Annotated in this window: 25 protein-coding genes, 2 pseudogenes and 1 riboswitch; of the genes and pseudogenes, 8 read left to right on the top strand and 19 right to left on the bottom strand. The window is 70.9% G+C overall.

What is annotated here, in order from left to right; all coding sequences use genetic code 11:
* Positions 1 to 14 precede the first annotated feature (14 nt).
* The 3 genes from AC5WRL_RS09765 to AC5WRL_RS09755 all read left to right on the top strand — a co-directional run bounded on the left by AC5WRL_RS09765 (position 15) and on the right by AC5WRL_RS09755 (position 3,491).
* Entirely contained in the window at positions 15 to 1,307 is a 1,293-nt protein-coding gene (locus AC5WRL_RS09765; protein ID WP_496087969.1) for an MFS transporter, read from the top strand.
* A gap of 202 nt (positions 1,308 to 1,509) precedes the next feature.
* Positions 1,510 to 2,727 carry a threonine--tRNA ligase gene (gene thrS / locus AC5WRL_RS09760; RefSeq protein WP_496088012.1) on the top strand — a complete coding sequence of 406 codons (1,218 nt, stop codon included), beginning with the start codon at positions 1,510 to 1,512 and terminating at the stop codon, positions 2,725 to 2,727.
* Between the two features lie 266 nt (positions 2,728 to 2,993).
* Positions 2,994 to 3,491, top strand: coding sequence for a pyridoxamine 5'-phosphate oxidase family protein (locus AC5WRL_RS09755; RefSeq protein ID WP_496088011.1), 498 nt, complete (start codon positions 2,994 to 2,996; stop codon positions 3,489 to 3,491).
* A gap of 314 nt (positions 3,492 to 3,805) precedes the next feature.
* Here AC5WRL_RS09755 and AC5WRL_RS09750 read toward each other — a convergent pair whose 3' ends face one another.
* From AC5WRL_RS09750 to AC5WRL_RS09740, 3 genes are all read right to left on the bottom strand, one after another.
* On the bottom strand, positions 3,806 to 4,120 hold the full coding sequence (locus AC5WRL_RS09750; RefSeq protein ID WP_496087968.1) for a DMT family transporter: 315 nt from the start codon (positions 4,118 to 4,120) through the stop codon (positions 3,806 to 3,808).
* 12 nt (positions 4,121 to 4,132) lie between these two features.
* Positions 4,133 to 4,201: riboswitch (guanidine-III (ykkC-III) riboswitch) on the bottom strand.
* 35 nt (positions 4,202 to 4,236) lie between these two features.
* Positions 4,237 to 5,229: an NAD-dependent epimerase/dehydratase family protein gene (locus AC5WRL_RS09745; protein WP_496087967.1), complete on the bottom strand. Its 993-nt coding sequence runs from the start codon at positions 5,227 to 5,229 to the stop codon at positions 4,237 to 4,239.
* A 41-nt stretch (positions 5,230 to 5,270) separates the two neighbouring features.
* Positions 5,271 to 5,573 carry a hypothetical protein gene (locus AC5WRL_RS09740; RefSeq protein ID WP_496087966.1) on the bottom strand — a complete coding sequence of 101 codons (303 nt, stop codon included), beginning with the start codon at positions 5,571 to 5,573 and terminating at the stop codon, positions 5,271 to 5,273.
* A 6-nt stretch (positions 5,574 to 5,579) separates the two neighbouring features.
* Here AC5WRL_RS09740 and AC5WRL_RS09735 point away from each other — a divergent pair.
* Positions 5,580 to 6,304, top strand: a pseudogene (locus tag AC5WRL_RS09735) (alcohol dehydrogenase catalytic domain-containing protein); the annotation flags it as partial.
* 22 nt (positions 6,305 to 6,326) lie between these two features.
* Here AC5WRL_RS09735 and AC5WRL_RS09730 read toward each other — a convergent pair.
* The 4 genes and pseudogenes from AC5WRL_RS09730 to AC5WRL_RS09715 all read right to left on the bottom strand — a co-directional run bounded on the left by AC5WRL_RS09730 (position 6,327) and on the right by AC5WRL_RS09715 (position 8,018).
* Positions 6,327 to 6,578, bottom strand: a complete 252-nt coding sequence (locus AC5WRL_RS09730) for a hypothetical protein (RefSeq protein ID WP_496087965.1) — start codon at positions 6,576 to 6,578, stop codon at positions 6,327 to 6,329.
* Positions 6,575 to 6,931 carry a hypothetical protein gene (locus AC5WRL_RS09725; protein WP_496087964.1) on the bottom strand — a complete coding sequence of 119 codons (357 nt, stop codon included), beginning with the start codon at positions 6,929 to 6,931 and terminating at the stop codon, positions 6,575 to 6,577. The genes AC5WRL_RS09730 and AC5WRL_RS09725 overlap by 4 nt, the downstream gene beginning before the upstream one ends.
* Before the next feature lie 57 nt (positions 6,932 to 6,988).
* A pseudogene (locus tag AC5WRL_RS09720) lies at positions 6,989 to 7,105 on the bottom strand (DUF397 domain-containing protein); the annotation flags it as partial.
* Positions 7,074 to 8,018, bottom strand: coding sequence for a helix-turn-helix domain-containing protein (locus AC5WRL_RS09715; protein WP_496087963.1), 945 nt, complete (start codon positions 8,016 to 8,018; stop codon positions 7,074 to 7,076). The pseudogene AC5WRL_RS09720 and the gene AC5WRL_RS09715, both read right to left, overlap by 32 nt.
* 454 nt (positions 8,019 to 8,472) lie before the next feature.
* On the opposite strand from AC5WRL_RS09715, the gene AC5WRL_RS09710 reads away from it, so the two are divergent.
* On the top strand, positions 8,473 to 8,694 hold the full coding sequence (locus AC5WRL_RS09710; protein ID WP_496087962.1) for a DUF7848 domain-containing protein: 222 nt from the start codon (positions 8,473 to 8,475) through the stop codon (positions 8,692 to 8,694).
* On the opposite strand, the gene AC5WRL_RS09705 is transcribed toward AC5WRL_RS09710, so the two are convergent.
* Complete coding sequence (locus AC5WRL_RS09705) at positions 8,645 to 9,106, bottom strand: winged helix-turn-helix transcriptional regulator (protein ID WP_496087961.1); 462 nt, start codon at positions 9,104 to 9,106, stop codon at positions 8,645 to 8,647. The two genes, AC5WRL_RS09710 and AC5WRL_RS09705, sit on opposite strands and share 50 nt — an antisense overlap.
* Before the next feature lie 33 nt (positions 9,107 to 9,139).
* Positions 9,140 to 9,691, bottom strand: coding sequence for a tetratricopeptide repeat protein (locus AC5WRL_RS09700; protein ID WP_496087960.1), 552 nt, complete (start codon positions 9,689 to 9,691; stop codon positions 9,140 to 9,142).
* Positions 9,692 to 9,741: 50 nt separating this feature from the next.
* On the opposite strand from AC5WRL_RS09700, the gene AC5WRL_RS09695 reads away from it, so the two are divergent.
* Complete coding sequence (locus AC5WRL_RS09695) at positions 9,742 to 10,158, top strand: GNAT family N-acetyltransferase (RefSeq protein WP_496087959.1); 417 nt, start codon at positions 9,742 to 9,744, stop codon at positions 10,156 to 10,158.
* Positions 10,159 to 10,179: 21 nt separating this feature from the next.
* Here AC5WRL_RS09695 and AC5WRL_RS09690 read toward each other — a convergent pair whose 3' ends face one another.
* Both AC5WRL_RS09690 and AC5WRL_RS09685 read right to left on the bottom strand, forming a co-directional pair.
* On the bottom strand, positions 10,180 to 11,559 hold the full coding sequence (locus AC5WRL_RS09690; RefSeq protein WP_496087958.1) for a GntP family permease: 1,380 nt from the start codon (positions 11,557 to 11,559) through the stop codon (positions 10,180 to 10,182).
* A 54-nt stretch (positions 11,560 to 11,613) separates the two neighbouring features.
* The gene (locus AC5WRL_RS09685; RefSeq protein WP_496087957.1) at positions 11,614 to 12,138 is read right to left on the bottom strand and encodes a gluconokinase; all 525 of its coding nucleotides are present in this window, start codon (positions 12,136 to 12,138) and stop codon (positions 11,614 to 11,616) included.
* A 203-nt stretch (positions 12,139 to 12,341) separates the two neighbouring features.
* Between AC5WRL_RS09685 and AC5WRL_RS09680 the strand changes: the two genes are divergently transcribed.
* On the top strand, positions 12,342 to 13,097 hold the full coding sequence (locus AC5WRL_RS09680; RefSeq protein WP_496088010.1) for a FadR/GntR family transcriptional regulator: 756 nt from the start codon (positions 12,342 to 12,344) through the stop codon (positions 13,095 to 13,097).
* A gap of 13 nt (positions 13,098 to 13,110) precedes the next feature.
* On the opposite strand, the gene AC5WRL_RS09675 is transcribed toward AC5WRL_RS09680, so the two are convergent.
* Positions 13,111 to 13,956 carry an LppU/SCO3897 family protein gene (locus tag AC5WRL_RS09675; RefSeq protein WP_496087956.1) on the bottom strand — a complete coding sequence of 282 codons (846 nt, stop codon included), beginning with the start codon at positions 13,954 to 13,956 and terminating at the stop codon, positions 13,111 to 13,113.
* An 87-nt stretch (positions 13,957 to 14,043) separates the two neighbouring features.
* Complete coding sequence (locus tag AC5WRL_RS09670; protein ID WP_496087955.1) at positions 14,044 to 14,640, bottom strand: TetR/AcrR family transcriptional regulator; 597 nt, start codon at positions 14,638 to 14,640, stop codon at positions 14,044 to 14,046.
* A 128-nt stretch (positions 14,641 to 14,768) separates the two neighbouring features.
* On the opposite strand from AC5WRL_RS09670, the gene AC5WRL_RS09665 reads away from it, so the two are divergent.
* Positions 14,769 to 15,602: an SGNH/GDSL hydrolase family protein gene (locus AC5WRL_RS09665; RefSeq protein ID WP_496087954.1), complete on the top strand. Its 834-nt coding sequence runs from the start codon at positions 14,769 to 14,771 to the stop codon at positions 15,600 to 15,602.
* 39 nt (positions 15,603 to 15,641) lie between these two features.
* Here AC5WRL_RS09665 and mgtE read toward each other — a convergent pair whose 3' ends face one another.
* The 6 genes from mgtE to AC5WRL_RS09635 all read right to left on the bottom strand — a co-directional run bounded on the left by mgtE (position 15,642) and on the right by AC5WRL_RS09635 (position 22,975).
* The gene (gene mgtE / locus AC5WRL_RS09660) at positions 15,642 to 16,967 is read right to left on the bottom strand and encodes a magnesium transporter (protein ID WP_496087953.1); all 1,326 of its coding nucleotides are present in this window, start codon (positions 16,965 to 16,967) and stop codon (positions 15,642 to 15,644) included.
* Positions 16,968 to 17,220: 253 nt separating this feature from the next.
* Complete coding sequence (locus AC5WRL_RS09655; RefSeq protein ID WP_496087952.1) at positions 17,221 to 18,504, bottom strand: thymidine phosphorylase; 1,284 nt, start codon at positions 18,502 to 18,504, stop codon at positions 17,221 to 17,223.
* An 18-nt stretch (positions 18,505 to 18,522) separates the two neighbouring features.
* Positions 18,523 to 18,930, bottom strand: a complete 408-nt coding sequence (locus AC5WRL_RS09650) for a cytidine deaminase (RefSeq protein WP_496087951.1) — start codon at positions 18,928 to 18,930, stop codon at positions 18,523 to 18,525.
* Positions 18,931 to 20,247: an ABC transporter permease gene (locus AC5WRL_RS09645; protein WP_496087950.1), complete on the bottom strand. Its 1,317-nt coding sequence runs from the start codon at positions 20,245 to 20,247 to the stop codon at positions 18,931 to 18,933.
* A complete protein-coding gene (locus tag AC5WRL_RS09640; RefSeq protein ID WP_496087949.1) occupies positions 20,244 to 21,392 on the bottom strand; it encodes an ABC transporter permease in 1,149 nt (382 codons plus the stop codon). Before AC5WRL_RS09640 ends, AC5WRL_RS09645 begins: the two co-directional genes overlap by 4 nt.
* Positions 21,389 to 22,975, bottom strand: coding sequence for an ABC transporter ATP-binding protein (locus AC5WRL_RS09635; RefSeq protein ID WP_496088009.1), 1,587 nt, complete (start codon positions 22,973 to 22,975; stop codon positions 21,389 to 21,391). The genes AC5WRL_RS09640 and AC5WRL_RS09635 overlap by 4 nt, the downstream gene beginning before the upstream one ends.
* Positions 22,976 to 23,053 lie beyond the last annotated feature (78 nt).

Raw genomic sequence — 23,053 nt, 5'->3', positions numbered from 1 at the left:
CTAATTTTGACGACATGCCCACCGCAGCAGCCACCAAGGCGTCGGCCACCGCCGACCCCGCCCTATCCCCGACTCCCCCGGCCACCGCGACCACCCCGGCCACCCCGGCCCGTGTCTCCCACGTGCGCGTCAACCTCGCACTGTTCGCACTCGGCGTGGCCACCTTCGCGCTGCTGTTCTCCACCCAGGCACTCCTGCCCGACCTCGCCACCGCCTTCTCGGTGGCCCCCGGACAGGCCAGCTGGACCATCTCGGCCACCACCATCGCCCTGGCCGCCGCCGTCCTGCCGCTGAGCGCGCTCAGCGAACGCTTCGGCCGGCAACAGCTGATGACCCTCTCCGTGACCGTGGCGGTGGCGCTCGCCCTCGTCATCCCCTTCGCCCCCGACCTCACCACCCTGATCGCGCTGCGCGCCCTCCAGGGCGCGGCCATCGCCGGCATCCCGGCCTCCGCCGTCGCCTACCTGTCGGAGGAACTCGACGCCCGCTCCACGGTCGGCTCGGTCGGCCTGTTCATCGCGGGCAACAGCGTCGGCGGCATGCTCGGCCGTATCCTCACCGGCTGGGTCGCGGAGGGCTGGGGCTGGCGTACGGCGCTGGGCGCGGTCGCCGTCCTCGCGCTCGCCGCCGCCGTGCTGTACCGGCTGCTGCTGCCCCGGGCCCGCCACTTCACCCCCACCCCGCTGCGGCCCCGCGCGCTGCTGGGCACCGTACGCGCCCACCTCTCCCAGCCGCTGCTGGTCCGGCTCTTCTCGATCGGGCTGCTGCTGATGGCGGCCTTCAGCGCCGTGTACACGGTGATCGGCTTCCGGCTGGTGGCCGAACCGTTCGGCCTGTCCGCCGGGCTGATCGGCTCGGTCTTCGTGATCTACCTGGTGGGCACCGGGTCCTCGTCCATGACCGGCCCGATGGTCGAACGGCTGGGCCGGCGCGGCGCGCTGTACCTGGCCATCACCACCGTGACCGGCGGACTGCTGCTGAGCCTGGTCGACAACCTGGTGACCGTACTGCTGTCCCTGGTGCTGATCACCGGCGGCTTCTTCTTCGGCCACGCGGTGGCGTCCGGCTCGGTGAGCCGGGCCGTGACCCACGGGCGGGCCCAGGCGTCCGCGCTGTACCAGGTGGCGTACTACCTGGGCAACAGCGTCGGCGGCACCGTCGGCGCGGTGATCTTCCACCAGGCGGGCTGGCAGGGCGTGGTGGCCTTCGGCCTGGCCGCGCTGGTCACCACGGGCGGCATCACGCTGTACGCCACCGGCCGCGCCCGGGTGGTACGCCGGCGCACGGCGGCGGCCCTGACCGTCTGAGGACGGGACGGCGCGCCCTCCGGTCTGCTAGCGTTCCCGTCATGAAGCGCGCTGCGATGACGACGACGCCGGAGAGTGTCCCGGCGCGCTGACCGATGTCTGAGTCCGAAGCCCCGGGGCGAGTGCCCCGGGGCTTCGCCGTGTGGTCACTCGCCTCCCTCACTGGAGGAGACCACCGATGCCCAGCCCGCTGCCCAGCCCGCTGCACGACCACCGCACACTCGGCCGCGAGCTGAACCTGTTCGACTCCGACCCCCTCATGGGCGCGGGCCTGCCGTACTGGCTGCCGGACGGGGCGGCCGTACGGCACGCGCTGGAGCGGTACATCCACGACGCCGAACGCCGGGCCGGCTACCGGCACGTGTACTCGCCGGTGCTCGGCAAGCGCGAGCTGTACGAGATCTCAGGACACTGGGCGCACTACCGGGAGGACATGTTCCCGCCGATGGAACTGAGCGGCGGTGAGGAGGTGGTGCTGCGCCCCAGCCTGTGCCCGCACCACGCGCTCATCTTCCGCTCCCGCTCGCACAGTTACCGCGAGCTGCCGCTGCGGATGGCGGAGCTGGGCGGGATGTACCGCGCCGAACTGTCCGGCGTGCTGGGCGGACTGACCCGGGTCCGGGCGATCACCCTCAACGACGCGCACATCTTCTGCACCGTCGACCAGGTCGCGGGCGAGGCGCGGGCCGCGCTGGAGATGATCCGCCGGGCGTACGAGGCGCTGGGCATCCGGCCGGTACGGTACCGGCTGTCGCTGCCGGGCGAGGGCGGCAAGTACGTGGCGGCACCGGAGATGTGGCGCCGGTCGGTGGCCCTGCTGCGGGACACCCTGGACGGGCTGGGCCTCCCCTACGAGGAGGCGGAGGGCGAAGCGGCGTTCTACGGCCCGAAGATCGACGTCCAGATCGCCGACCCGGCCGGCCGGGAGTCCACCCTGTCGACCGTGCAGGTCGACTTCCACCAGCCGGAACAGTTCGATCTGCACTACACCGGCCCGGACGGGGCCAGGCACCGCCCGGTGATGGTCCACCGCAGCATCATCGGCAGCGTGGAACGCGCGGTGGCCCACCTGATCGAACACCACGGCGGGGCGTTCCCGGCCTGGCTGGCCCCGGTCCAGCTGTCGGTCCTGCCGGTGAGCGACGCCCAACTCCCGGCCGCCCAGGCACTGCTGGCGCGGGCCCGGGACCACGACCTGCGCGCGGAACTGGCGCCCCCGTCCCGGGGCACCCTCTCCGCCCGCATCCGTGAGGGCCGCCTGATCCCCTACCAGGCCATCATCGGCCCGAAGGAGGCGGCGGCCCACCAGATCTCCCTGCGCCTGCGCGACGGCACCCGCCTCCCCCCGGAACCTGCGGCGGAGGCGGTCAGGCTCCTGGCGGCGGGCTGTGCCGGTGCCGGTGCCGGTGCCGGTGTGTAGCGGCACCCGCTGCCGCGATGCGGTGACGGTAGGGGCGAAAACGCGGGAGATGACCCTCCCACCGGCGTGTCGCGCGCATTGACGTACACAAACGAGAAGCGAAGCCCCACCGATCACCAAGCCGACACAACGAGTGGGAAGTGATCGGTATCAATCAATGCTGTTCAAGTCCCCGACACGCTCTCGATGGGAGTGCCGAAAAACTGTCATTGGGGGCCTCTAGCCTGGGGGCGTTGCTGCTGAGTGCCCGGAAGGTGGGTGTGACCGTGGAACCAAGCGAGATCGCCGAGGTTCTGAACCGTCCGATGAGCCAGGAACTCCTGGCTCGCGACCTGACCCGGCTGGCCTACACCGCCAGGGACGGCACGCCCCGGGTCATCCCGATCGGCTTCGTCTGGAACGGCTCGGAGATCGTCATGTGCACATCGACGAACGCCCCGAAGCTGCCTGCCCTGCGCCACGATCCGGCCGTCGCCCTGACGATCGACACCGAGGTGCACCCGCCCAGGATTCTGCTCATTCGCGGTCGGGCCGAGCTGGATGTCGTCGAGGGCATCCCGGACGAATACCTCCAGTCCAGCGGCACCTACACGATGACACCCGAGCAGCGGGTCGAGTGGGAGGCCGGCGTGCGCTCGCTCTACGACGGCATGGTCCGGATCGTGGTGACTCCGACCTGGGCAAAGCTCATCGACTTCGAGACGACCCTCCCGAGTGCGGTTGAAGAACTGATCCGGCGGCGGGACGAACGGCAACAAGACTGAACACCACAAGATCATCGCGGCAGCGGGTGCCGCTGCACACCCGCGTCGACCGGCGGCCCCGGGCGTCGGCGGCGAAACGGTGAGCGGCCCGCGTCAGGCCGGGCCGGTGTCATCCGGTCACAGTCGGCGCAGCGAAACACCAGTCCCCCGCCGCCGCCTTGTCGTGACACCAACCACGAACCGGCGGACAGGGCATGGGGGAGCGAGACACCAACACACAACGGACCCGTGCCGCGCGCACCCGCAGCCGCCAACCCCACCAGGAGTGACCTCGGCACCCGCCGCACAGAGCAGCCGCCCGCGATGCGCCCGCGTCAGTGCGCGGCCTTGAGCCCCACCACTCCCCCGACGATCATCGTCAGAAACACAATCTTCGGCACGCTCACCGATTCCCCGCCGGTGGCCATGGCGTACGTGACCGTGAGGACCGCGCCGATGCCCACCCACACCGCGTAGGCCGTCCCGATGGGAAGGTCGCGCATCGCGTACGCGAGGCCCGCCATGCTGCCGACGAGCCCAACCCCGAAGACCAGGGACGGACCGAGTCTGCCGAAGCCCTCGGACTTACCCAGGGCGGTGGCCCACACCGCTTCCAGCACACCCGAGATCACCAGAATCAGCCATGCCATGACGAGCCCTCCTGCGGGCCGTCTTGTCGCACACCGGGTACGGCACCCCTCGTCCGGAAGCCGCCTGATCGGCGGCTCCCTGCCAACGTCTCACACCCGGCATGACCGGGCAACCATCACCCCTCACCGAGAGCCGCGAGCAGTTCCCGCTCCCGGGCGGCGCTGAGGCCGGCCCGGCGCGGGCGGTCAAGGCCCTGTTCGCGTTCCCAGCGCAGCACGTCGGCCAGCAGCTCGGCCCGGGGCCGGTGCCGGAGCCCGGCCGCCCGCGCGGCGGCACCGCTGCGGGCCGAGAACCCTTCCCAACCCGCCGCCACCAGCCACATCGGCAGCGACTCGTCCCCCATGTACTCGGACACACCCTTCGCGAGCAGCCACTCCGAATCGGCGGTGACGACCCGCCCGGTGTGCCCGCCCACGGCGCGGGAGAGTTCGATCCACTCGCTGAACGGCAGCACCGGACCGACCGCGTCGTACGTTCCGGTGGTCCCGGCCGCCGCCGAGTCGAGCAGCCAGCCGGCCAGGTCCCGGACGTCCACCGTCTGCGTCGGCAGGCCGGGGGTGTCGGGCACGAGCATCGGCCCGCTCCGATCGCGCGCGGCGCGGGCCGCCCAGTAGCCGGAGCGTCCGGTGTGGTCACCGGGGCCGCCGATGAGTCCGGCGCGGGCGGTGAGCAGCCGGTCCCCGACTGCGGCGGTCGACGCCTGCTCGCAGGCCACCTTCGACTCACCGTACAGCGAACGGTCGGTCTCGTCCCGGTCGGTCGGCGGCAGCAGGGCGGCCCGCTCGTCCGCGCCAAACGCGGCGTGGGAGGCATACGCGCTGCCGGAGGAGACGTACGTCCAGTGCCGGGCCCGGCCGCCCAGGGCGTCGAGCGCCCCGCGCACGAACCCCGGCTGCCAGGACACCTCGATGACCGCGTCCCAGTCCCGGCCCAGCAGCGGCCCGTACGCCGAAGGCTTCCGCCGGTCGCCGGCCACCAGCCGGGCCCCGGCGGCCACGCCCCCGCTCTCCCCCCGCGCGAGGCACGTCACCCGATGCCCGCGCTCGACCGCCTGCCGCGCCACTTCCCGCCCCACCCAGGCGGTTCCGCCCAACACCAAGATCTCCATGCGATGCAGCCAACCAGGGCGCTTGCCGCGAATCCAGGTCCTTAGCTGTCAGCAGAGGCGGCGCCGGGAGCCACGGCACGCCGGACGGCATCGTGCAGCAGGGCGCGGCGCTGTTCGTGGAGTTGGTCCGCTTCGCCGGCGGTCGCCGCGCAGACGTTGCTGACCGGCGACCAGGCCATCGACATGGCGATGGCCATGGCCATCAGGTCGAACGGTTCCCCCTGCCGTACGAGGCCGGCGGCCTGGGCGTCGGTGATGCCGTACTGGGCGAACTTTTCGGTGGCCACGTCGAGGATGCGCTGGTACGTGGCGGCTCCGCGCGTGGTCAGGGCCTGCTCGGGCATGTGGCCGGCCCCGACGTCACCCGCTTCCGGGCGGGCGACCCGGTCGCTGTGGGCAACGTCGTCGATTCATGCGGCGAGTGCGCGATGTGCCGGCCGGTCAGGAGAACTACTGTCACGCGTTCCCCGTCCTGACCTACGGCGGAACGGACCGGCAGGACGGAACGACCACCCAGGGCGCGTACGCCCGTGAGTACGTGGTCCGGGAAGCGTTCGCCTATCCGCTCCCGGAGGGCCTGGACCCGGCCGGCGCGGCGCCGCTGCTGTGCGCGGGGATCACCGTCTGGGAGCCGCTGGACGCGCTCGGGGTCGGCCCCGGCAGCCGGGTCGCGGTGGCCGGGCTCGGCGGCCTCGGCCGCCTCGCGGTCAGACTGGCCGTGGCCCGTGGCACGGAGACCACGGTCATCAGCCGCACCCCCGCACGACGTCGACCCCTACCTGCGGCTGGTCGCCATGGACGGCACCCTCAGCCACCTCGGCGACCTCGGCACGGTCACGGTGGAGGTCATGGACCTGCTGACCGGCCGCAAGCGCCTCAGCTCCTCCGGCAGCGGAGGCCGCCCCGCGACGGCCGTGCTCCTGGAGTTCTGCGCGGAACACGGAGCCACCGCCGAAATCGAACTCCCCCCTCCACCAAGGTGAACGAGGCCCTGACCCGCCTCCAGGCCAACGACGTCCGCCACCGCTTCGTCCTGGACATGTCCGACCTGGACACCACGGCCAACCAGACCTGAGAACGTCCCTCCCGGCCTCGTCTCAAACCGCCGTGATCTGGAGGATGTACACCCGTTCATGCCGCGGAACTACCTGGTAAACGAACATCCCGCCGAGGACGATGGCGTCGCCGCCCTTGACAGTTCCGCCCTGATAGCTGGTGCCGTCCAAGTAGAAGGCGGCTGCCGCGTCGACCAGCTCCCCCGCCTTCTTCTCCACCTCGATCACCAGCGCCGGCGGAACCCCCTCCACCACGTACTCCTCCGTGGGATCGTACTCCCAGGCCCAGCTCACTCGGCCGACTCGCGTGCCTCGTTGATGACCGCGCGCAGCTCGGTCATCGCGGCCCGCCATTCCGGGTCGTCCCGATCCCGGGTCTGCACCGTACGCTCAGCGGCCTGACGGCGAGCAGCCAGTTCGGGGCGGCGCTCGATTTCCACCTCGCCGGCCCAGATCGTCAGCCAGCTCTGGATGGGACCAATGGCCCCATGCTCTGCTGCCAAGCTGAACGCCTCGTTCTTCTGCCGCTCCATCTCCACCAGCCGATGCGGCGCGATACGGGCCAGCGCCACTCTCAGGGCATCCGGCGTCCGAGGCGGGCGCGAGATCAGTTCGCCGTCGGAGAAGGAATCCGACTGTGCGCTCATGGCATCTCCTTGCGTGACGACGTGCCGGTCGAAGCGTAGCGGTATCGGCGAAGGCGATCAGTGATCGATCTTGAGACCGCTGAGGAACGCCTGCCAGGCGGTCGGCAGAAAGGTGAGGTACGGACCGGTCGGGGTCTTGCTGTCACGGACGGGGATGGTGTCGGGGAAGTCCGCCGTTACCTCGACGCAGGACCCGCCCGTTGAGTCGCTGTAGCTGCTTCTGTGCCAACCGGCGGCGCTGAGCCGCCGTTGGGAGATGTGCGGCACGGTAGCGGCCCTCCATCACGGATCGGATCAGTTCGAGCGATTGATGAGGCGGCAACGCCTGCGCCCGAATCCGATCGTAGCCCCTGGCAAAGGACACCACTTCTTCTCGCTTTTCGATCAGACGGCCAAATCCGTGCCCCTCTTGGTAGGCCGTGTCCTTCCCGTTGGGCAACGTCAGCATCATGAGTGAGCACTCCATCGATGGATGCCCGCCCGAGCTGAAGGGCAGCACCTGAATGGTGAACCTGGGGTCCTCCACAACCTCCAGCAGCCGGGCGAGCTGTCCGCGCATGACCGGCGCGCCTCCAAGGCCCCGGGCCAGAATGGCTTCGTCCAGCACCATGGTGAACTCCACAAGATCCTGGTCCTTGAGCCTCGGCTGCCGTTCGATGCGGGCCGTGACGCGCTCCTCCAGTTGTTCCTCCGACTCCAGATTCGGGTCGAGGCTCAACAGCGCCCTTGCATAGTCCTCGGTCTGCAACAGACCGTGGACCACCCCCGGCATGTACACGCGGATGCGGGTGGCGACGGCCTCTTGCTCGATGTGCCTCCGCACCCAGTCCGGGAACGCCTCCCGTCGTACGTGCGGGGTGAGGTCGGTCAGCAGGCCGTCCGTCTCCAGGAGTTCGTCGAGCCTCGCGGACAGCTCAAGCGTCGGCTTCGCGCCCGACGCGAGTTCGAGCTGGGCGATGCGGGAGGCGACCACCGGGATCTGGGCGCCGAGCCAGCGTTGGGTCCAGCCGTGGTCCAGGCGGGAGCGGCGCAGGCGGTGGGCGTACAGGTTGCTCATTGACTCGTTGGGGTCAATTGCTTTGGCCATGGCGTCACTTCCCTTGTTTACGGCTGCCCGCCGTTATGCCCTCGACTCTGTCGAGGCTAGCCGTCGCGCGTTGATGCTTCACAGGAAAGTGAAGCGAAATGCCCCTGGAGGGTGATTACTTCTCATGGCGGTAAAGTCCGAGATTCATCAACTGTGCGCGGAGCTAAGGAATGAGCTGACGCGGGTGGGGGTACATCTGCCCGCTGTGATGCCCATGGCTGAGCTGAACATCGACTCCCGCGACGACGGCGGGCCGGTCACGCTGATCTGGCTGGGGACCTGCCGTCCCCACACCGCGCGGCGGCTGATCGAGGTGCTTCGTGGCGGAGAGTGAGCAGCAGCGGCGCTGGCAGGAACTCCTGCGAAAGCTCAGGGAGGCGAATGTGCGCAGTGTGCTCCACCGGACGTTCAAGAGCGGAGGTACGCGGTGAGTGTGCGGCGGTTGCTGCGGTATATGAACTGGACGCTGGAGCCGGATGTGGAGCCGGACTCCGAGCCGACCAAGTTCGCGATGCGGTGCGCGGTATGCCGTAAGAAATCACCGGTGTCGGTGGAATTCGAGGCGCTCAGCCGCTGGGTTTTTCAGCATGTGGGGCGGAATCCGTCCCATCACACTTATCAGGAGATCATCGTCCGCCCGTGGCGGGCGTGGATGGGGCAGCCGCCGGTGCGGTAGCGGCGTCGGCGGCGTCGGCGGTGGCGGCCCGGTCGTACGCGGTGCGGGCCGCCGCGATCGCGTCCTGGTGGGTTTCGGTCCAGATGACGAGGGACTGGATCGCCTCGTGGAGGGTGCGGCCGAGCGTGGTCAGCTCGTACTCGACGCGGGGCGGCACCACCGGGTACACCGTCCGGTTGACCAGGCCGTCGCGCTCCAGTTGACGCAGGGTGACGGTGAGCATGCGCTGGCTGATGCCGTCGATGTCGCGGCGCAGCTCCATGAAGCGCATGGTGCGGTGTTCCAGGAGCGCGACAACCATCAGGGACCACTTGTCGGCGACCCGGTCGAGGATCTGCCGCACCTCGCAGTCCTCCCGGCGGTCCCACTGGAGTGCCTGGTCAGGGAGGGTGCACCGGGTTTCTTCTGCCATAGTTCCCCAGGGTGCCGCAGCCCCGGCCGGGGATCAAGAATCGGCCGGTTCCAGCAGCAGCCGCGCGTAGCCGGCCATGGACCGCTGGTAGCGGGGCAGGTGGGGAGCCAGGGCGGTCAGGGCGATCGAGACGGCCTCCCGTTCGCGGCCGACGCTGGTCAGGGCGAGGGCCAGGGTGGCCCGTACCGCGTCGTCCAGGTGGTCGGAGCCGGCCGCCAGTTCGGCGGTCAGCAGATCCACGCTCTCCTGCGGCCGGCCCAGGTTGCGCAGCGAGCTGGCGAGCTGGATCACCGCGCGGCGGCGGCGTTCGCCGGGGAGGGCGCCGGTGGCCAGGGCCCGGCGGTAGAACTCCACGGCGCGGTCGGGGTGGCCGGTGGAGTCGTACGAGCAGCCGCGTTCGAAGTCGGCCACGGCGCTGCCGGGCGGCAGCTCGGCCGCCAGCGATTCGACCGCGGCGCGGAACGCGGCCGGATCGTCCTCGTAGCGGTCGATCTCCGCCCACAGCTGCGTGCTGCGGCGTTCCCAGTCGGGGTGCAGGGTCTCGGTCACGGGGTCGGTCATGGGGTCGGTCATGGGGTCGGTCATGCGTTCATATTCGCTGGTCGACGGGTTGAGCGGTACTGATAATCGGGGACATGGATGGCTATGAGATCTCCACCGACCCGGCGCGCATCGATGCCGCGCTCGTGCACCGCTGGCTGTCGACCGACGCGTACTGGGCGCTGGGGCGCGCCCGGGAGAAGCAGGACGCGGCGATCGCCGGGTCGCTCAACTTCGGGGTGTACGACGGCGCTTCCGGGGCCCAGGTCGGCTACGCCCGGGTCGTCACCGACCGCGCCACGTTCGCCTGGCTGTGCGATGTGTACGTGGCCCCGCCGGCGCGCGGCAAGGGCCTGGGGACGGAACTGGCGCGGGCCGTACGGGACCACCTGGCCCCGTACGGCCTGCGCCGGATCATGCTGTGCACCGAGGACGCCCACGGCGTCTACCAGCGGGTCGGCTTCGCGCCGCTCGCGCAGCCCGAGCGGTGGATGAGCCTCGGGCTGCAATAGCCCCGGCCCCGGCCGCCGCTGTCAGGCGATGGCGAAGATGGCGCTCGCCAGCGTGAAGCCCATGAGGCCGAAGATGGTCTGGAGCACCGTCCAGGTCTTCAGTGTGGTCTTCACGTCCATGCCCATGAACCGGCCGACCAGCCAGAAGCCCGAGTCGTTGACGTGGCTGGCGACGACCGAGCCGGCCGCCAGGGCCAGCACGATGGCGGCGACCTGGACGGAGTTGAAGTCCCCGGCCAGGACGACCCCCTGGATGAGGCTGGCCGCCGTGATGAGGGCCACCGTCGCCGAGCCCTGCGCGATCCGCAGCGCGGTGGCGACCAGGAAGCCGACGACGATCACCGGCAGGCCGAGGTCCGAGAGCGAGTCGGAGAGCGCGCCGCCGATGCCGCTGGCGCGCAGCACCCCGCCGAACATGCCGCCGGCTCCGGTGATCAGGACGATCGAGGCGATCGGGCCCAGTGCGGAGTCCGCGAGCTTCTCGATGACGTCGCCGCCGCGCCCGCGCCGGGTGCCGAGCACGTAGCTGGCCACGAAGACGGTGACGAGCAGCGCGATCGGGGTGGAGCCGATGGCGCGGGAGAACTGGTACCAGCCGGCGTCGCCGTCGACCCAGCCGGCGGCCCGGGCCATGTCCAGGCCGGTGTTGGCGAAGATCATGACGAGCGGCAGCATCAGCAGGCCGATGACAGTGCCCGGGGAGGGCGGGTTGGTGTCGTGTTCGGCCTGCTCGCCACCGGTCAGCAGGTCCGGCACCGGCAGCACGATGCGCTTGCCGACCCACAGGCCGAACAGGTAGCTGCCCACGTACCAGGTGGGGATGGCGATGACCAGGCCGAGCAGGATGACCACGCCGATGTCGGCGCCCATGAGTTCGGAGGCGGAGACCGGTCCGGGGTGCGGCGGCACGAAGATGTGCATCGCGGAGAACGCGCCGGCCACCGGCAGTCCGTACCGCAGGATGCCGCCGCCGAGCCGGCGGGCGACGGTGAAGACGATCGGCAGCATGACGACAAGGCCGGCGTCGAAGAAGATCGGGAAGCCGAAGAGGAGGGAGGCGAGGCTGAGCGCGAGCGGGGCTCGCTCCTCGCCGAAGCGGCGGATGAGCGCTTCGGCCAGCGCCTGGGCGCCGCCGCTGACCTCGATCAGCCGGCCGAGGATGGCGCCGAGCCCGACGAGCAGGGCGACGCCGCCGAGGGTGGAGCCGAAGCCCTGGACGAGGGTGTCGACCACGTATGCGGAGGGGATGCCGGTGGCGAACGCGGTCACCAGGCTGACCACGATCAGGGCCAGCAGGGCGTGCACCCTCAGCTTCATGATGAGGAAGAGCAGCACGCCGATCGCGCCGGCGGCTATCGCCAGCAGGGGGCCGGCGCCCATGGTTTGCGTCCAGGTGTCCATGCGGAAGCTCCGTTGCCTTCGGGACGGGGAGGGGGAGGGGTGGAGGGAAGGGGGTTACGGGTGGTGGCGCAGGCCGAGGGCGGCCAGCGCGTCGTCGGTGATCTGTTCCGGGGTGCGGTTCAGGTCGACGGTGACGCCGTCCTCGTCGTCCTGGAGCGGCTCCAGGTCGGCGAACTGGGAGTCGAGCAGGGTGGGCGGCATGAAGTGGCCGGTACGCAGGTGCAGCCGTCCGGCGATCAGCTCGCGGGAGCCGGCGACGTGGACGAAGCGGACGTGGGCGTTCGCCTCGCGCAGCAGGTCGCGGTAGCCGCGTTTGAGGGCGGAGCAGGCGACGACGGCCGATTCGCCCTGGTCGGCGCGGACGGTGATCCAGTCGCGGATGATGCCCAGCCACGGCAGCCGGTCGGCGTCGGTGAGCGGGGTGCCGGCCGCCATCTTGTCGATGTTGGACTGGGGGTGGAGCAGATCGGCCTCCGCCATGGGCCAGCCGAGGCGCTCGGCGAGCAGTCCCGCGACGGTCGTCTTGCCCGCGCCGGAGACCCCCATGACCACGAGTGCGGTCGGTGCGGTCGGCGACATCGGCCTCTCCTCACTGAAAGGTGCTACCAATTGACGGGAAAGGTAACACCAATGTTGACGGCGAGAAAAGACTCCGCGACGTACCTCACAACAGCACCTCGGTGCGTATCCCCGCGCCTGCGGTCAGTCACCGGCCGCGCCGGGCAGCGGGATAGGCTTCCGGGGTGGGGAGCGACAGCGTGAACGGCGACAGCGGCCAGGGCCTGGGCCTCGGTCCGGGCCAGGGTCAGGGTCAGGGTCAGGGCGAGTCCAAACACCATTCGGTACTGGACACCCTCGGCCTGGAGATCACCTCCGGCCTGCTCGCCGAAGGGCATGTGCTCACGCTGGACGCCATCCAGGAACGGTTCTGCGTATCCCGCACCGTGGCCCGCGAGACCATGCGGGCGCTGGAGTCCAAGGGCCTGGTCGTCTCCCGCCGCCGGGTGGGGATCATCGTGCAGCCGGCCGCCGGCTGGCAGGTCTACGACCCCAGCGTCATCTGGTGGCGGCTGGCCGGACCCGGCCGCGACTCCCAGTTGCGCTCGCTCACCGAACTGCGCATCGCCGTCGAACCGCTGGCCGCCGCCGCGGCGGCCCGGCACGCGGGGGCCGCCGAACGCGCCCGGCTGGTCGAACTCGCCGCCGCCATGCGGCTGCACGGCGAGGCCGGACGGCTCGACCCGTTCATGGACCTCGACGTGGAGATGCACTCCCTGGTGCTGCGGGCCAGCGGCAACGAGATGTTCGCCGCGCTCACCGACGTCGTCGCCGCCGTACTGCTCGGGCGCACCCAGCTCGGCCTCATGCCGGACCACCCGGTGCCCGAGGCGCTCGACCTGCACGAGGCCGTCGCCCTCGCCGTCGCCGACGCCCGGCACGAGGACGCCGAGGAAGCCATGCGATTGCTGCTCTCGGAGGTGCGCAGCACGATGGTCCCGCTCGGCGCCCCGGCCGGCACCCCGGCCGGCGGCCGGTGAACACCGCGCCGGCTCAGCTGCCGTACACCGTCATGCAGAGGGTGTCGCCGGTGCTGCCGTCCAGGTTCTGGTACCAGTACGTGTTGTAGTCGTTCTCCCCCTGCCGGCAGACATCGCCGCTGTAGTCACCGTTCGAGGAGGGCACCCCGGAGACCTGCATGATCTGGTTGTACGGGGCGGGCACCTGGGCCGCCGAGCAGTTGATCGCGGACATCAGCCCGGTGCGCATGGTCGCGCTGTCGCCGTCGCCGTTCTGCTCCGACATGAGGCACTCGCCGACCCGGTACTGCCGCTCCACGCACAGGCTGGTGAAGGTCGTCTCCCAGCTCTCCTCGTCGGTGAACGAGTGGCTCCAGGTGGTGGCGTTGAGCGCGAAGCTGTCGCAGAAGGTGATCTCGTCGATGGCCTCGGTGACCTTGAGGTACGCGTCGTCCGCCGCGCAGTCGACCCGCTCCGGGGTCTCCGTGTTCCAGGTGCCGTTGCTGTCGGTCTGGTAGTTGGCAAGGCAGTCGCCGGTCCGCACGGCGGCGAACGCCTCCGCGACCGGATCCGGCGGGGCGGTGTCCAGGTCGGTGCCGGAGCCGGAGCCGCCGTCGCCTCCGCCGCCGCCCGGAAGTTCCAGTCCCGACGCGTCCGGCGGCGGCGCGCCGATGCCGCCGTCGCCGCCCTTGTCGCCGCTGTTCATCCCCAGCGGAATGACGACCGCCGCCAGCACCACAAAGGCCGCCGCCGTACCGAGCGTTCCCTTCAGGGTGTTGTCCTGCCTCGGGTAGGGCTGGGGCGGGGGCTGAGGATGCGGGACTTGAGGGGGACCGTATCCGCCGCCGTAACCGCCGTATCCCCCGTAGCCGTTGTTCATGAGCGGGCTCCTTCTTCTGCCCTGTCATGACGCCGCCAACCCGCCCCCCGGTTCCGCCCGCCCGGGCCATCCAGGCCGTCCGGGCCGTCAGGCGGGCGGCAGCAGCGGCCGGACCACGGCGGCGGCGAGGGCTTCGGCCCGCTCGCGGGGTGCGGGGGCGGCCTCGGGGCCTTCGGCGTAGCCGCGCAGAAACGCCTCGTGGAAGCAGGCGCCGACGAGCAGGGCGGCGGCGGCCTCGGGGTCGGCGGCGGGGGCGACGCGGCCCAGGCGCTGTTCGGCCCGCAGGTAGGCGGCGAAGCCGATCACCGCCTTGTCGGGGCCGCCGCCGTGCCGCTCCATCGCCTCCCGGTGCGCGGCCATCCGCCGGGGGTCGGCGAGGAGGGCGCCGAGCATGGGGATCGACTGCTGGTAGAAGGCCAGTGCGGCGTGGGCCAGGCCGGCGAGATTGTCCTCGACCGCGCCGTCTCCCGGCCGGACGGTGGCCCCCGACAGCCCGGGCAGCCGCTCCTGGAGGACGGCGAGGAGCAGGCGTTCCTTGTCGCCGAAGTACTTGTACAGCGTGGGCTCCGAGACCCCGGTGGCCTGCGCGATCTCCTTGGTGGTGGCGTGGACGACGCCCCGCCGGCGCAGGAGGTCCGCCGCCGCGTCGAGGATCCGCTCCCTGGTGCTGGTGGTCGTGGTCACTGCCCTGTTCTCCCTCGCCCGTCCTGGTCCGTTTGACAGGTTAGCGGACACTAGCCCAGAGTGGAGCAGGGGTTAGTAATCACTAGCCCCCGCCCCCACCCCCTCCCCCGCTCTGACCGGAGACCCGCATGCCCACACCCCGCACCGCCAGGAAGCTGTTCACGAGGAAGCGGATACTCCTCGCCCTGGGCGCCCTGCTCACCGTCACCCTCGGCGCCGGCGGGCTCGTCGGCTACCTCACCTTCGTACGGGCCCCCGTCAACCCGCCGGCCGAAGCCTGCGCCCACGGGCGGCCGGAGGGCACCGGCACCGTCGTCGTCACGGCCGGTGCCAGCATGACCGCGGGCACCCTCGGCCATGACTGGGTCGGCGATCTGCGCAACACCCCCGAGTTCGAGGACACCGAATTCGTCAACGCCGGGGTCAACGGCGACACCAGCGCCGGCCTCCGCGACCGCGCGGACAGCGACATCGTCGCGTGCGACCCGGACGCCGTCGTCCTCCTCATCGGCACCAACGACGTACGGAACGAGGTGCCCGTGGCCGACTACCGGGACAACCTGACCGCGCTCGTCGACCTGCTCCAGCGGCAGACCTCGGCCCGGATCTCCCTCATGTCCCTGCCCCCGCTCGGCGAGGACCTCGACGCGCCGATCAACTACCGGCTGCGCGACTACAACAACGCGATACGGGAAACCGCCGACGCCACCGGCATCGACTACGTGCCTGTCCACGAGGAGTTCGCCGGATACCTCAGTACCCGCACCGACCGGCCCGGCTACGACTTCGGCTTCACCACCGCCTACTTCGCCGCCGCCGAGCACTATCTGCTCGGCCGCAGCTGGGACGCGGTGGCCCACGGCAACGGGCTCGACCTCTTCGTCGACCACATCCATCTCAGCGATCGCGGCGGCGCCCTCGTCACCGGCCTCGCCACCCGATGGCTCGCCGGCGGGGCCTGACCCATGACGGCCGGCCCACGCCCACGCCCGGGCCCGCGTTCAGATGCCCAGGATCACCTTGGCGATCGAGAAGTAGATGACCAGGCCCGTCGCGTCCACCAGAGTCGTCACCATCGGGGCCGAGACCACCGCCGGATCGATCTTCAGGCGCTTCGCCAGCAGCGGCATCGTGCCGCCCACCGTCGAGGCCCAGCCGCAGATCACGATCAGGGTCAGGGCGATCACCGCCGCCACGTCCCACCCCACGAACAGCGAGCCCACGACGAAGCCCAGCACCGCCAGCATCGACCCCAGCAGCAGCCCGGTGCGGCATTCGCGCCAGATCACCTTCAGCAGGTCCGTCACCCGCACCTCGCCGACCGCCAGGGCGCGTACCGCCGCCGTGGCCGCCTGGGCGCCCGCGTTGCCGCCCGCGCCGATCAGCAGCGGGATGAACAGCGCCAGTTGGGTGGCGGCCTCCAGCTCGCCCTCGAACGCCCGGGTCACCATCACCGTCAGGATTGCCGCCACCAGCAGCAGCATCAGCCACAGCACCCGGGTGCGGGACAGTTGGAAGACGCTCGCCGACATGTAGTGCCGCTCCAGCGGTTCGGCACCCGCCTGCCGGGCCACGTCCTCGGTGTCCGCCGCCTCGATCACCTCGAACGCGTCGTCACTGGTCAGCAGGCCCACCAGCCGGTCCTCGCTGTCCACCACCGGCAGGTCGAGCACGTTCGTCTCGCGCATCAGCCGGGCCGCGTCCTCGGCGCGCTCGGTGGCCTTCGCCATCGGCGGCTCGGTCACCACCAGCGCCGAGACCATCGTCTCCGGCTCGCTCAGCACCAGTTCGCGCAGTTCCACGATCCCGGTCAGCCGGCGCCCCGCGTCCACCACCGGCAGCGTGTAGATGGTCTCCGCCCGCGCGCCCCGCCGCCGTACCGTCTCCAGCGCCTGGGCCACCGTCAGATCCTGCTGGAGCGCCACCGTCTCCGGCGTCATGTACCGGCCGACCGAGCCCTCGGGGTAGCCGAGCAGCGCGGCCGTCATCTGCCGTTCGTGGGCGCTGAGTCCGGCCAGCACCCGCTGGGCGACCTTGGCCGGGGCCTCCTTGAGCATCCGGGCCCGGTCGTCCGGGTCCATGTTCTCCACCAGGTCGCGGAACGCCTGGTCCCGCAGCCCTTGCAGAATCTGCTGCTGGTCGACCGGGTCCAGCTCCTCGAAGACCTCCAGCGCCCGGTCCTTGTCGAGCAGCCGGAAGCTGATGACGGAGTTGACGGCGTCCATCCGCGCGAGTTCGTCGGCGATGGCGTACGGCGGCTGGGTCTCCAGCCACTCCAGGGCGCCCGCGAGGTTGTGGTCCTCCAGCAGGGCAGGCAGATGAGTCATGACGGGAGGTCCCCCAGGGAACGGTCGGCGCGTACGGGCGGCAGCAGGCTCGGGGCGCGCACACGCCAGTCGTCCCAGGGGAGTACGTGGCTACCTGGGCTGCGGACCGGCGCGGCGCGGCGGATGGTGACTGGGGGGTTCACTGCGCATCGCAGCCACACCTCCCGCCGTGCCGTTCCGTCAAGACCGTCATTCAGGGTACACACCATCGATGACGATGATGGCAAAGGGTTGACCACATCCCGGTGAAGTGTTAAACGGCGATTCGGTCCAGGATCGTCGCCGGTACGGTCGCCCGCGCCCCGTTCACCTCGATCGCGTCGCCGGCCAGCGCCTCCAGCGCCGCCGCGAACCGCTCCGGGGTGTCGGTGTGCAGGGTCAGCAGCGGCTGGCCCTCCCGTACGGACTGGCCCGGCTTGGCGTGCAGTTCGATGCCCGCGCCCGCCTGCACCGGGTCCTCCTTGCGGGCCCGGCCCGCGCCGAGCCGCCACGCCGCCACGCCCACCGCGTACGCGTCGAGCCTGGTCAGCGTGCCCGTCGCCGGGGCGGTGACCACATGCTGCTCGCGGGCCACCGGCAGCGGCGCGTCCGGGTCGCCGCCCTGCGCCTTGATCATGCGGCGCCAGTGGTCCATCGCCGTGCCGTCCGCCAGCGCCCGTGCCGGGTCGGCGTCCGTCAGCCCGGCGGCGTCCAGCATCTCCCGGGCCAGCGCCAGGGTCAGCTCGACGACGTCGGCCGGGCCGCCGCCCGCCAGCACCTCCACCGACTCCCGTACCTCCAGGGCGTTGCCCGCCGTCAGCCCCAGCGGCGTGGACATGTCGGTGAGCAGCGCCACCGTACGCACCCCGTGGTCGGTGCCCAGGCCCACCATCGTCTCCGCCAGCTCGCGGGCGTCGGCCGCCGTCTTCATGAACGCGCCGGAGCCGACCTTCACATCCAGGACCAGCGCCCCGGTCCCCTCCGCGATCTTCTTCGACATGATCGAGGAGGCGATCAGCGGGATCGACTCCACCGTCCCCGTCACATCGCGCAGCGCGTACAGCTTGCGGTCCGCCGGGGCCAGCCCGTCGCCCGCCGCGCAGATCACCGCGCCGGCGTCCCGCAGCACGCCCAGCATCTCCTCGTTCGACAGCCTCGCCCGCCAGCCGGGGATGGACTCCAGCTTGTCCAGGGTGCCGCCGGTGTGGCCGAGCCCCCGCCCGGACAGCTGGGGCACGGCCGCGCCGCAGGCCGCCACCAGCGGGGCCAGCGGCAGGGTGATCTTGTCGCCGACGCCGCCCGTGGAGTGCTTGTCGGTGGTGGGCAGCGGCAGCGAGGAGAAGTCCATCCGCTCCCCGGAGGCGATCATCGCCGCCGTCCAGCGGGCGATCTCGGCCCGGTCCATGCCGTTGAGCAGGATCGCCATCGCCAGCGCCGACATCTGCTCGTCGGCCACCTCACCGCGGGTGTAGGCGTCGATGATCCAGTCGATCTGGGCAGGGGTCAGCGTGCCGCCGTCCCGCTTGGCGCGGATGACGGTGATGGCGTCGTGGCTCATGGGGTCAGACGTTCCTGTTCAGAAGTTCCAGGTCTCGGGGAGCAGATCGGACAGCGGACGGATGCCGCCGCCCGGGGTGTCCACCAGCAGCTCGGGGCCGCCGTGTTCCATCAGCAGCTGCCGGCAGCGCCCGCACGGGGTGATGATCGCGCCGGTGCCGTTGACGCAGGTGAAGTGGGTGAGCCGGCCGCCGCCGCCGGCGTGCAGGGCGGAGATCAGGCCGCACTCGGCGCACAGGGTCACGCCGTAGGAGGCGTTCTCCACGTTGCAGCCGACCACGGTGCGGCCGTCGTCCACCAGCGCGGCGGCGCCCACCTGGTAGTGGGAGTACGGGGCGTACGCCCGGCTCATCGCGTCGCGGGCCGCGCCGCGCAGCGCCTCCCAGTCCACCGCCACCGCCACCGCCTTCTCGGGTGCGTCCGCCATCTAGCCGCCCTCGCCTCTCCGGTAGGGCTTGCCCACCGCCTTCGGGGTTCGCAGCCGCTGGGCGAACAGCGTCAGTACCAGCAGCGTCGTCAGATACGGGCTGGCGCTGACCAGCTCAAGCGGCATCGTGTCAGTGGTGGCGTACCAGATCCACAGCGCCGCTCCGACCACCGCCACGATCAGCGCGGTGAGCCGCTTGCCGCGCCACAGCTGCCAGATCGCGACGCCCGCCAGGACGAGGGCGAACAGCAGCAGCGTGGCGTGCACGGTGGCGCCGCCGTCGCGGGTCTGGAGGGCGTCCATGAAGCCGAACAGGCCGGCGCCGGCCGCGACGCCGCCGGGGCGCCAGTTGCCGAAGATCATGGTGGCCAGGCCCAGATAGCCGCGCCCGCCGGTCTGGCCGTCCTGGTACATGCGGATCAGCACCGCCAGGTAGGCGCCGCCGAGGCCGGCCAGGCCGCCGGAGACGAGCAGGGCGACGTACTTGTACGCGTACACGTTGACGCCGAGCGACTCGGTGGCCCGCGGGTTCTCGCCGCAGGAGCGCAGCCGCAGCCCGAAGGACGTCTTCCACAGCACCACATAGGTGCCGGCGAACAGCACCACGGCCAGCAGGGTGAGCCAGGAGACGTTGTTGACGCCCGCGCGCAGGATGCCGGCCAGGTCGGAGACCAGGAACCAGTGCTTGTCGGAGATGTCGCCGAGCCAGTCGGCGATGCCGGGCACCGAGAACGGCTCAAGACGTTCCATCTGCGGCGACTGCTTGTCGTTGCCGCCGCTCATCTTGGCCGCGCTGCCGTCCGCGCCGAACCACAGCTTGGCGAGGAACTGCACGACACCCAGCGCCAGGATGTTGATGGCGACACCGGAGACGATGTGGTCCACGCCGAAGGTGACGGTGGCCACCGCGTGCACCAGGCCGCCCAGCATGCCGCCGATGATGCCCGCCAGCACGGCGGCCCACGGCCCGTGCTGCCAGCCGATCCAGCCGGCCGCGAACAGGCCGAGCATCATCATGCCCTCAAGGCCGATGTTGACCACGCCGGCCCGTTCGGCCCACAGGCCGCCGAGCCCGGCCAGCCCGATCGGCACCGCGAAGCTGAGCGCGCTGGACCACTGGCTGGTGGCGGTCAGCGAGTCGGCGCCGGTCGCGGCCCGGGCGATGGACAGCAGGATGAGGCCGCCCGCTATCAGCAGCAGCACCATGGGGTAGGTGAGCCGGCGGCGCGGCGCGCCGCTGCCGGTCGCGCCCTTGCCCTTGCTCTTGCCCTGGTCGCTCTTGGGTTCTCCGGCGGGGTTCGCCACGGTGGTGGTCACGCCGTCACCTCCGTGTCGTTGTCCACGGTCTTACGGGCCTTGGCCTGGGCGGCGAGCTGTTCGCCGACGAACCGCTGCTGGCGCTTGATGCCCCAGCGGCGGACGAGTTCGTAGGCGACGACGACGGACAGCACGATGACGCCCTGCATCACGCCGACGATCTCCTGGGCGTACCCCTCGAACTCCAGCTGGTTGCCGGTGCGCTCCAGGAAGCCCCACAGCAGCGCGGCGAAGGCCATGCCCACCGCGCTGTTGCGGCCGAGCAGCGCGATGGCGATGCCGGTGAAGCCGATGCCGGTGGGGAAGTCGTTGCCGTAGTTGCCGGAGACGTTCAGCAGGGTGGGCATGCCCACCAGGCCGGCCATCGCGCCGGACAGCAGCATGGCGGTGATGACGGTGCGCTTGACGGACACCCCGGACGCCTCGGCGGCGGACTCGGAGGCGCCGACCGCCCGCAGGTCGTAGCCGAAGCGGGTGCGGCTGAGCAGGAACCAGTAGCCGATGCCGACGGCCACGGCGATCACGATGGTGCCGTAGATCGGCTGGACGCTGGTGGGGATCTCGAAGAAGTGGCTGGAGTCGGGGATGTTGGTGGTGTGGACGAGGTTGCCCTCGCGCTCGGCGAGCCGGCCCTCTTTGAGGAAGTACGCGATGAACGAGCCGCCGATGAAGTTCAGCATGATCGTGGTGATCACTTCGCTGACGCCCCGGGTGGCCTTGAGGTAGCCGGCGATGCCCGCCCACGCCGCGCCGACCACCATGGCGGTGAGCAGGATGACGGGGATCTGCACGATGCCCGGCAGGGTCAGCGCGCCGCCGACCGCGGCGGCGAAGAAGGCGGCGACCCGGTACTGGCCGTCGACGCCGATGTTGAACAGGTTCATCCGGAAGCCGATGGCCACCGCGACGGCGGACAGGTAGTACGGGATCGCCTTGTTGATGATCCATACCTGGCTGTCGCTCTTGGAGCCGAAGTCCAGCATCACGGAGAACGCCTGGAACGGGTTCTGTCCGGTGGTCATCATCACCACGGAGGTGATGACGACGGCGGTGACGATCGCCAGCAGGGGGGCGGCGACGCCCAGGACGATCTTCTCCCGGTCGATGTTCTTGATCCGGGTGGTCACGGCGGTCACGGCGCTCATGACGGGGTCTCCGTCTCGGCGTCGCCCGTCAGGTGGCCGGTGGCGGCGCCGGTCATGGCGGTGCCCAACTCCTCGGGGGTGATGGTGGCGGGATCGGCGTCGGCGACCAGCCGGCCCCGGTACATGACGCGGAGGCTGTCGGACAGGCCGATCAGCTCATCCAGGTCGGCGGAGATCAGCAGCACCGCGAGTCCTTCGCGGCGGGCGGCGCGGATCTGGTCCCAGATCTGGGACTGGGCGCCGACGTCCACACCCCGGGTGGGGTGGGCGGCGATCAACACCTTCGGCGCGTGGCTCATCTCGCGGCCGAAGATCAGCTTCTGCTGGTTGCCACCGGACAGCGAGCCGGCGGTGACCTCGATGCCGGGGGTACGGACGTCGTACTCGCGCACGATCCGCTCGGTGTCGGCCCGGGCGTCGCGGGCGGTCAGCCAGGGGCCCTTGCTGTTGGGGCGCTGGGTGACGTGGCCGAGCATCCGGTTCTCCCACAGCGGGGCTTCCAGCAGCAGTCCGTGCCGGTGCCGGTCCTCGGGGATGTAGCCGATGCCGTCCTCGCGGCGGCGCCGGGTGGGGTGCCCGGTGATCTCGGTGCCGTCCAGGGTGATGGTGCCCTCGTCGGGCTTGCGGATGCCCATGATGGCCTCGACGAGTTCGGCCTGGCCGTTGCCCTCGACGCCGGCGATGCCCAGCACCTCTCCGGCGTGGATGGTGAAGGCGATCTCCGCCAGCACGTCGCGCCGTACCCCGTCCGAGTCGGTGCCGGACAGCCGCAGTCCCTCGGCGGTGAGCACGGGGCGGTCGGTGACGGTGGACTCGCGGGTCTCGGGGGTGGGCAGTTCGGAGCCGACCATCAGTTCGGCGAGCTGCTTGGGGGTGGTGGCGGCCGGTTCGACGGCGGCGACCGTCGTACCGCGCCGGATGACGGTGATGTCGTCGGCGACCGACAGCACCTCGCCCAGCTTGTGGGAGATGAAGATGACGGTGAGGCCCTCGGTGGTCAGCTCGCGGAGGTTGCCGAAGAGGGCGTCCACCTCCTGCGGGACCAGGACGGCGGTGGGCTCGTCCAGGATGAGGGTCCTGGCGCCCCGGTAGAGGACCTTGAGGATCTCCACCCGCTGCCGGTCGGCGACACCGATCTCCTCGACCAGCAGGTCGGGGCGCACCCCGAGCCCGTAGGCGTCGGATATCTCCTTGATGCGGGCGCGGGCGGCGGCGCCGATGCCGTGCAGCTTCTCGGCGCCCAGGACGACGTTCTCCAGGACGGTGAGGTTGTCGGCGAGCATGAAGTGCTGGTGCACCATGCCGATGCCGCGCGCGATGGCGTCGCCGGGGGTGGCGAAGGTGACCTGCTCGCCGTCGATGGTGATGGTGCCCTCGTCCGGCTTCTGCATGCCGTAGAGGATCTTCATCAGCGTGGACTTGCCGGCGCCGTTCTCGCCCACGAGGGCGTGCACGGTGCCCTTGCGCACGGTGATGTCGATGTCGTGGTTGGCCACGACGCCGGGGAAGCGTTTGGTGATCCCGCGCAGCTCAACGGCCGGGGTGGTGCCGCTGGGCTCGGGGGAGCTGCTGGAGGCTTGGATGGCGCACTCTCCTCGCGCGGGATGTGAAGCGAGCGGGGGGCCGGCGGGGGGACAGACTCCCCCACCGGCCCCGTTACG

The organism is Streptomyces sp. NTD107 (assembly GCF_059510435.1).
Note: the sequence above shows the minus strand (reverse complement) of the source record. Positions and strands in the feature narration are given on the sequence as shown.

Excerpts from the sequence above, each read along its gene's own strand:
- AC5WRL_RS09765 (WP_496087969.1), top strand. The coding sequence starts at position 15 with ATGCCCACCGCAGCAGCCACCAAGGCGTCGGCCACCGCCGACCCCGCC.
- AC5WRL_RS09750 (WP_496087968.1), bottom strand. The coding sequence starts at position 4,120 with ATGGCATGGCTGATTCTGGTGATCTCGGGTGTGCTGGAAGCGGTGTGG.
- AC5WRL_RS09745 (WP_496087967.1), bottom strand. The coding sequence starts at position 5,229 with ATGGAGATCTTGGTGTTGGGCGGAACCGCCTGGGTGGGGCGGGAAGTG.
- AC5WRL_RS09740 (WP_496087966.1), bottom strand. The coding sequence starts at position 5,573 with ATGCCCGAGCAGGCCCTGACCACGCGCGGAGCCGCCACGTACCAGCGC.
- AC5WRL_RS09725 (WP_496087964.1), bottom strand. The coding sequence starts at position 6,931 with ATGAGCGCACAGTCGGATTCCTTCTCCGACGGCGAACTGATCTCGCGC.
- AC5WRL_RS09715 (WP_496087963.1), bottom strand. The coding sequence starts at position 8,018 with ATGGCCAAAGCAATTGACCCCAACGAGTCAATGAGCAACCTGTACGCC.
- AC5WRL_RS09710 (WP_496087962.1), top strand. The coding sequence starts at position 8,473 with ATGAACTGGACGCTGGAGCCGGATGTGGAGCCGGACTCCGAGCCGACC.
- AC5WRL_RS09705 (WP_496087961.1), bottom strand. The coding sequence starts at position 9,106 with ATGGCAGAAGAAACCCGGTGCACCCTCCCTGACCAGGCACTCCAGTGG.
- AC5WRL_RS09700 (WP_496087960.1), bottom strand. The coding sequence starts at position 9,691 with ATGACCGACCCCATGACCGACCCCATGACCGACCCCGTGACCGAGACC.
- AC5WRL_RS09695 (WP_496087959.1), top strand. The coding sequence starts at position 9,742 with ATGGATGGCTATGAGATCTCCACCGACCCGGCGCGCATCGATGCCGCG.
- AC5WRL_RS09690 (WP_496087958.1), bottom strand. The coding sequence starts at position 11,559 with ATGGACACCTGGACGCAAACCATGGGCGCCGGCCCCCTGCTGGCGATA.
- AC5WRL_RS09685 (WP_496087957.1), bottom strand. The coding sequence starts at position 12,138 with ATGTCGCCGACCGCACCGACCGCACTCGTGGTCATGGGGGTCTCCGGC.
- AC5WRL_RS09675 (WP_496087956.1), bottom strand. The coding sequence starts at position 13,956 with ATGAACAACGGCTACGGGGGATACGGCGGTTACGGCGGCGGATACGGT.
- AC5WRL_RS09665 (WP_496087954.1), top strand. The coding sequence starts at position 14,769 with ATGCCCACACCCCGCACCGCCAGGAAGCTGTTCACGAGGAAGCGGATA.
- mgtE (WP_496087953.1), bottom strand. The coding sequence starts at position 16,967 with ATGACTCATCTGCCTGCCCTGCTGGAGGACCACAACCTCGCGGGCGCC.
- AC5WRL_RS09655 (WP_496087952.1), bottom strand. The coding sequence starts at position 18,504 with ATGAGCCACGACGCCATCACCGTCATCCGCGCCAAGCGGGACGGCGGC.
- AC5WRL_RS09650 (WP_496087951.1), bottom strand. The coding sequence starts at position 18,930 with ATGGCGGACGCACCCGAGAAGGCGGTGGCGGTGGCGGTGGACTGGGAG.
- AC5WRL_RS09640 (WP_496087949.1), bottom strand. The coding sequence starts at position 21,392 with ATGAGCGCCGTGACCGCCGTGACCACCCGGATCAAGAACATCGACCGG.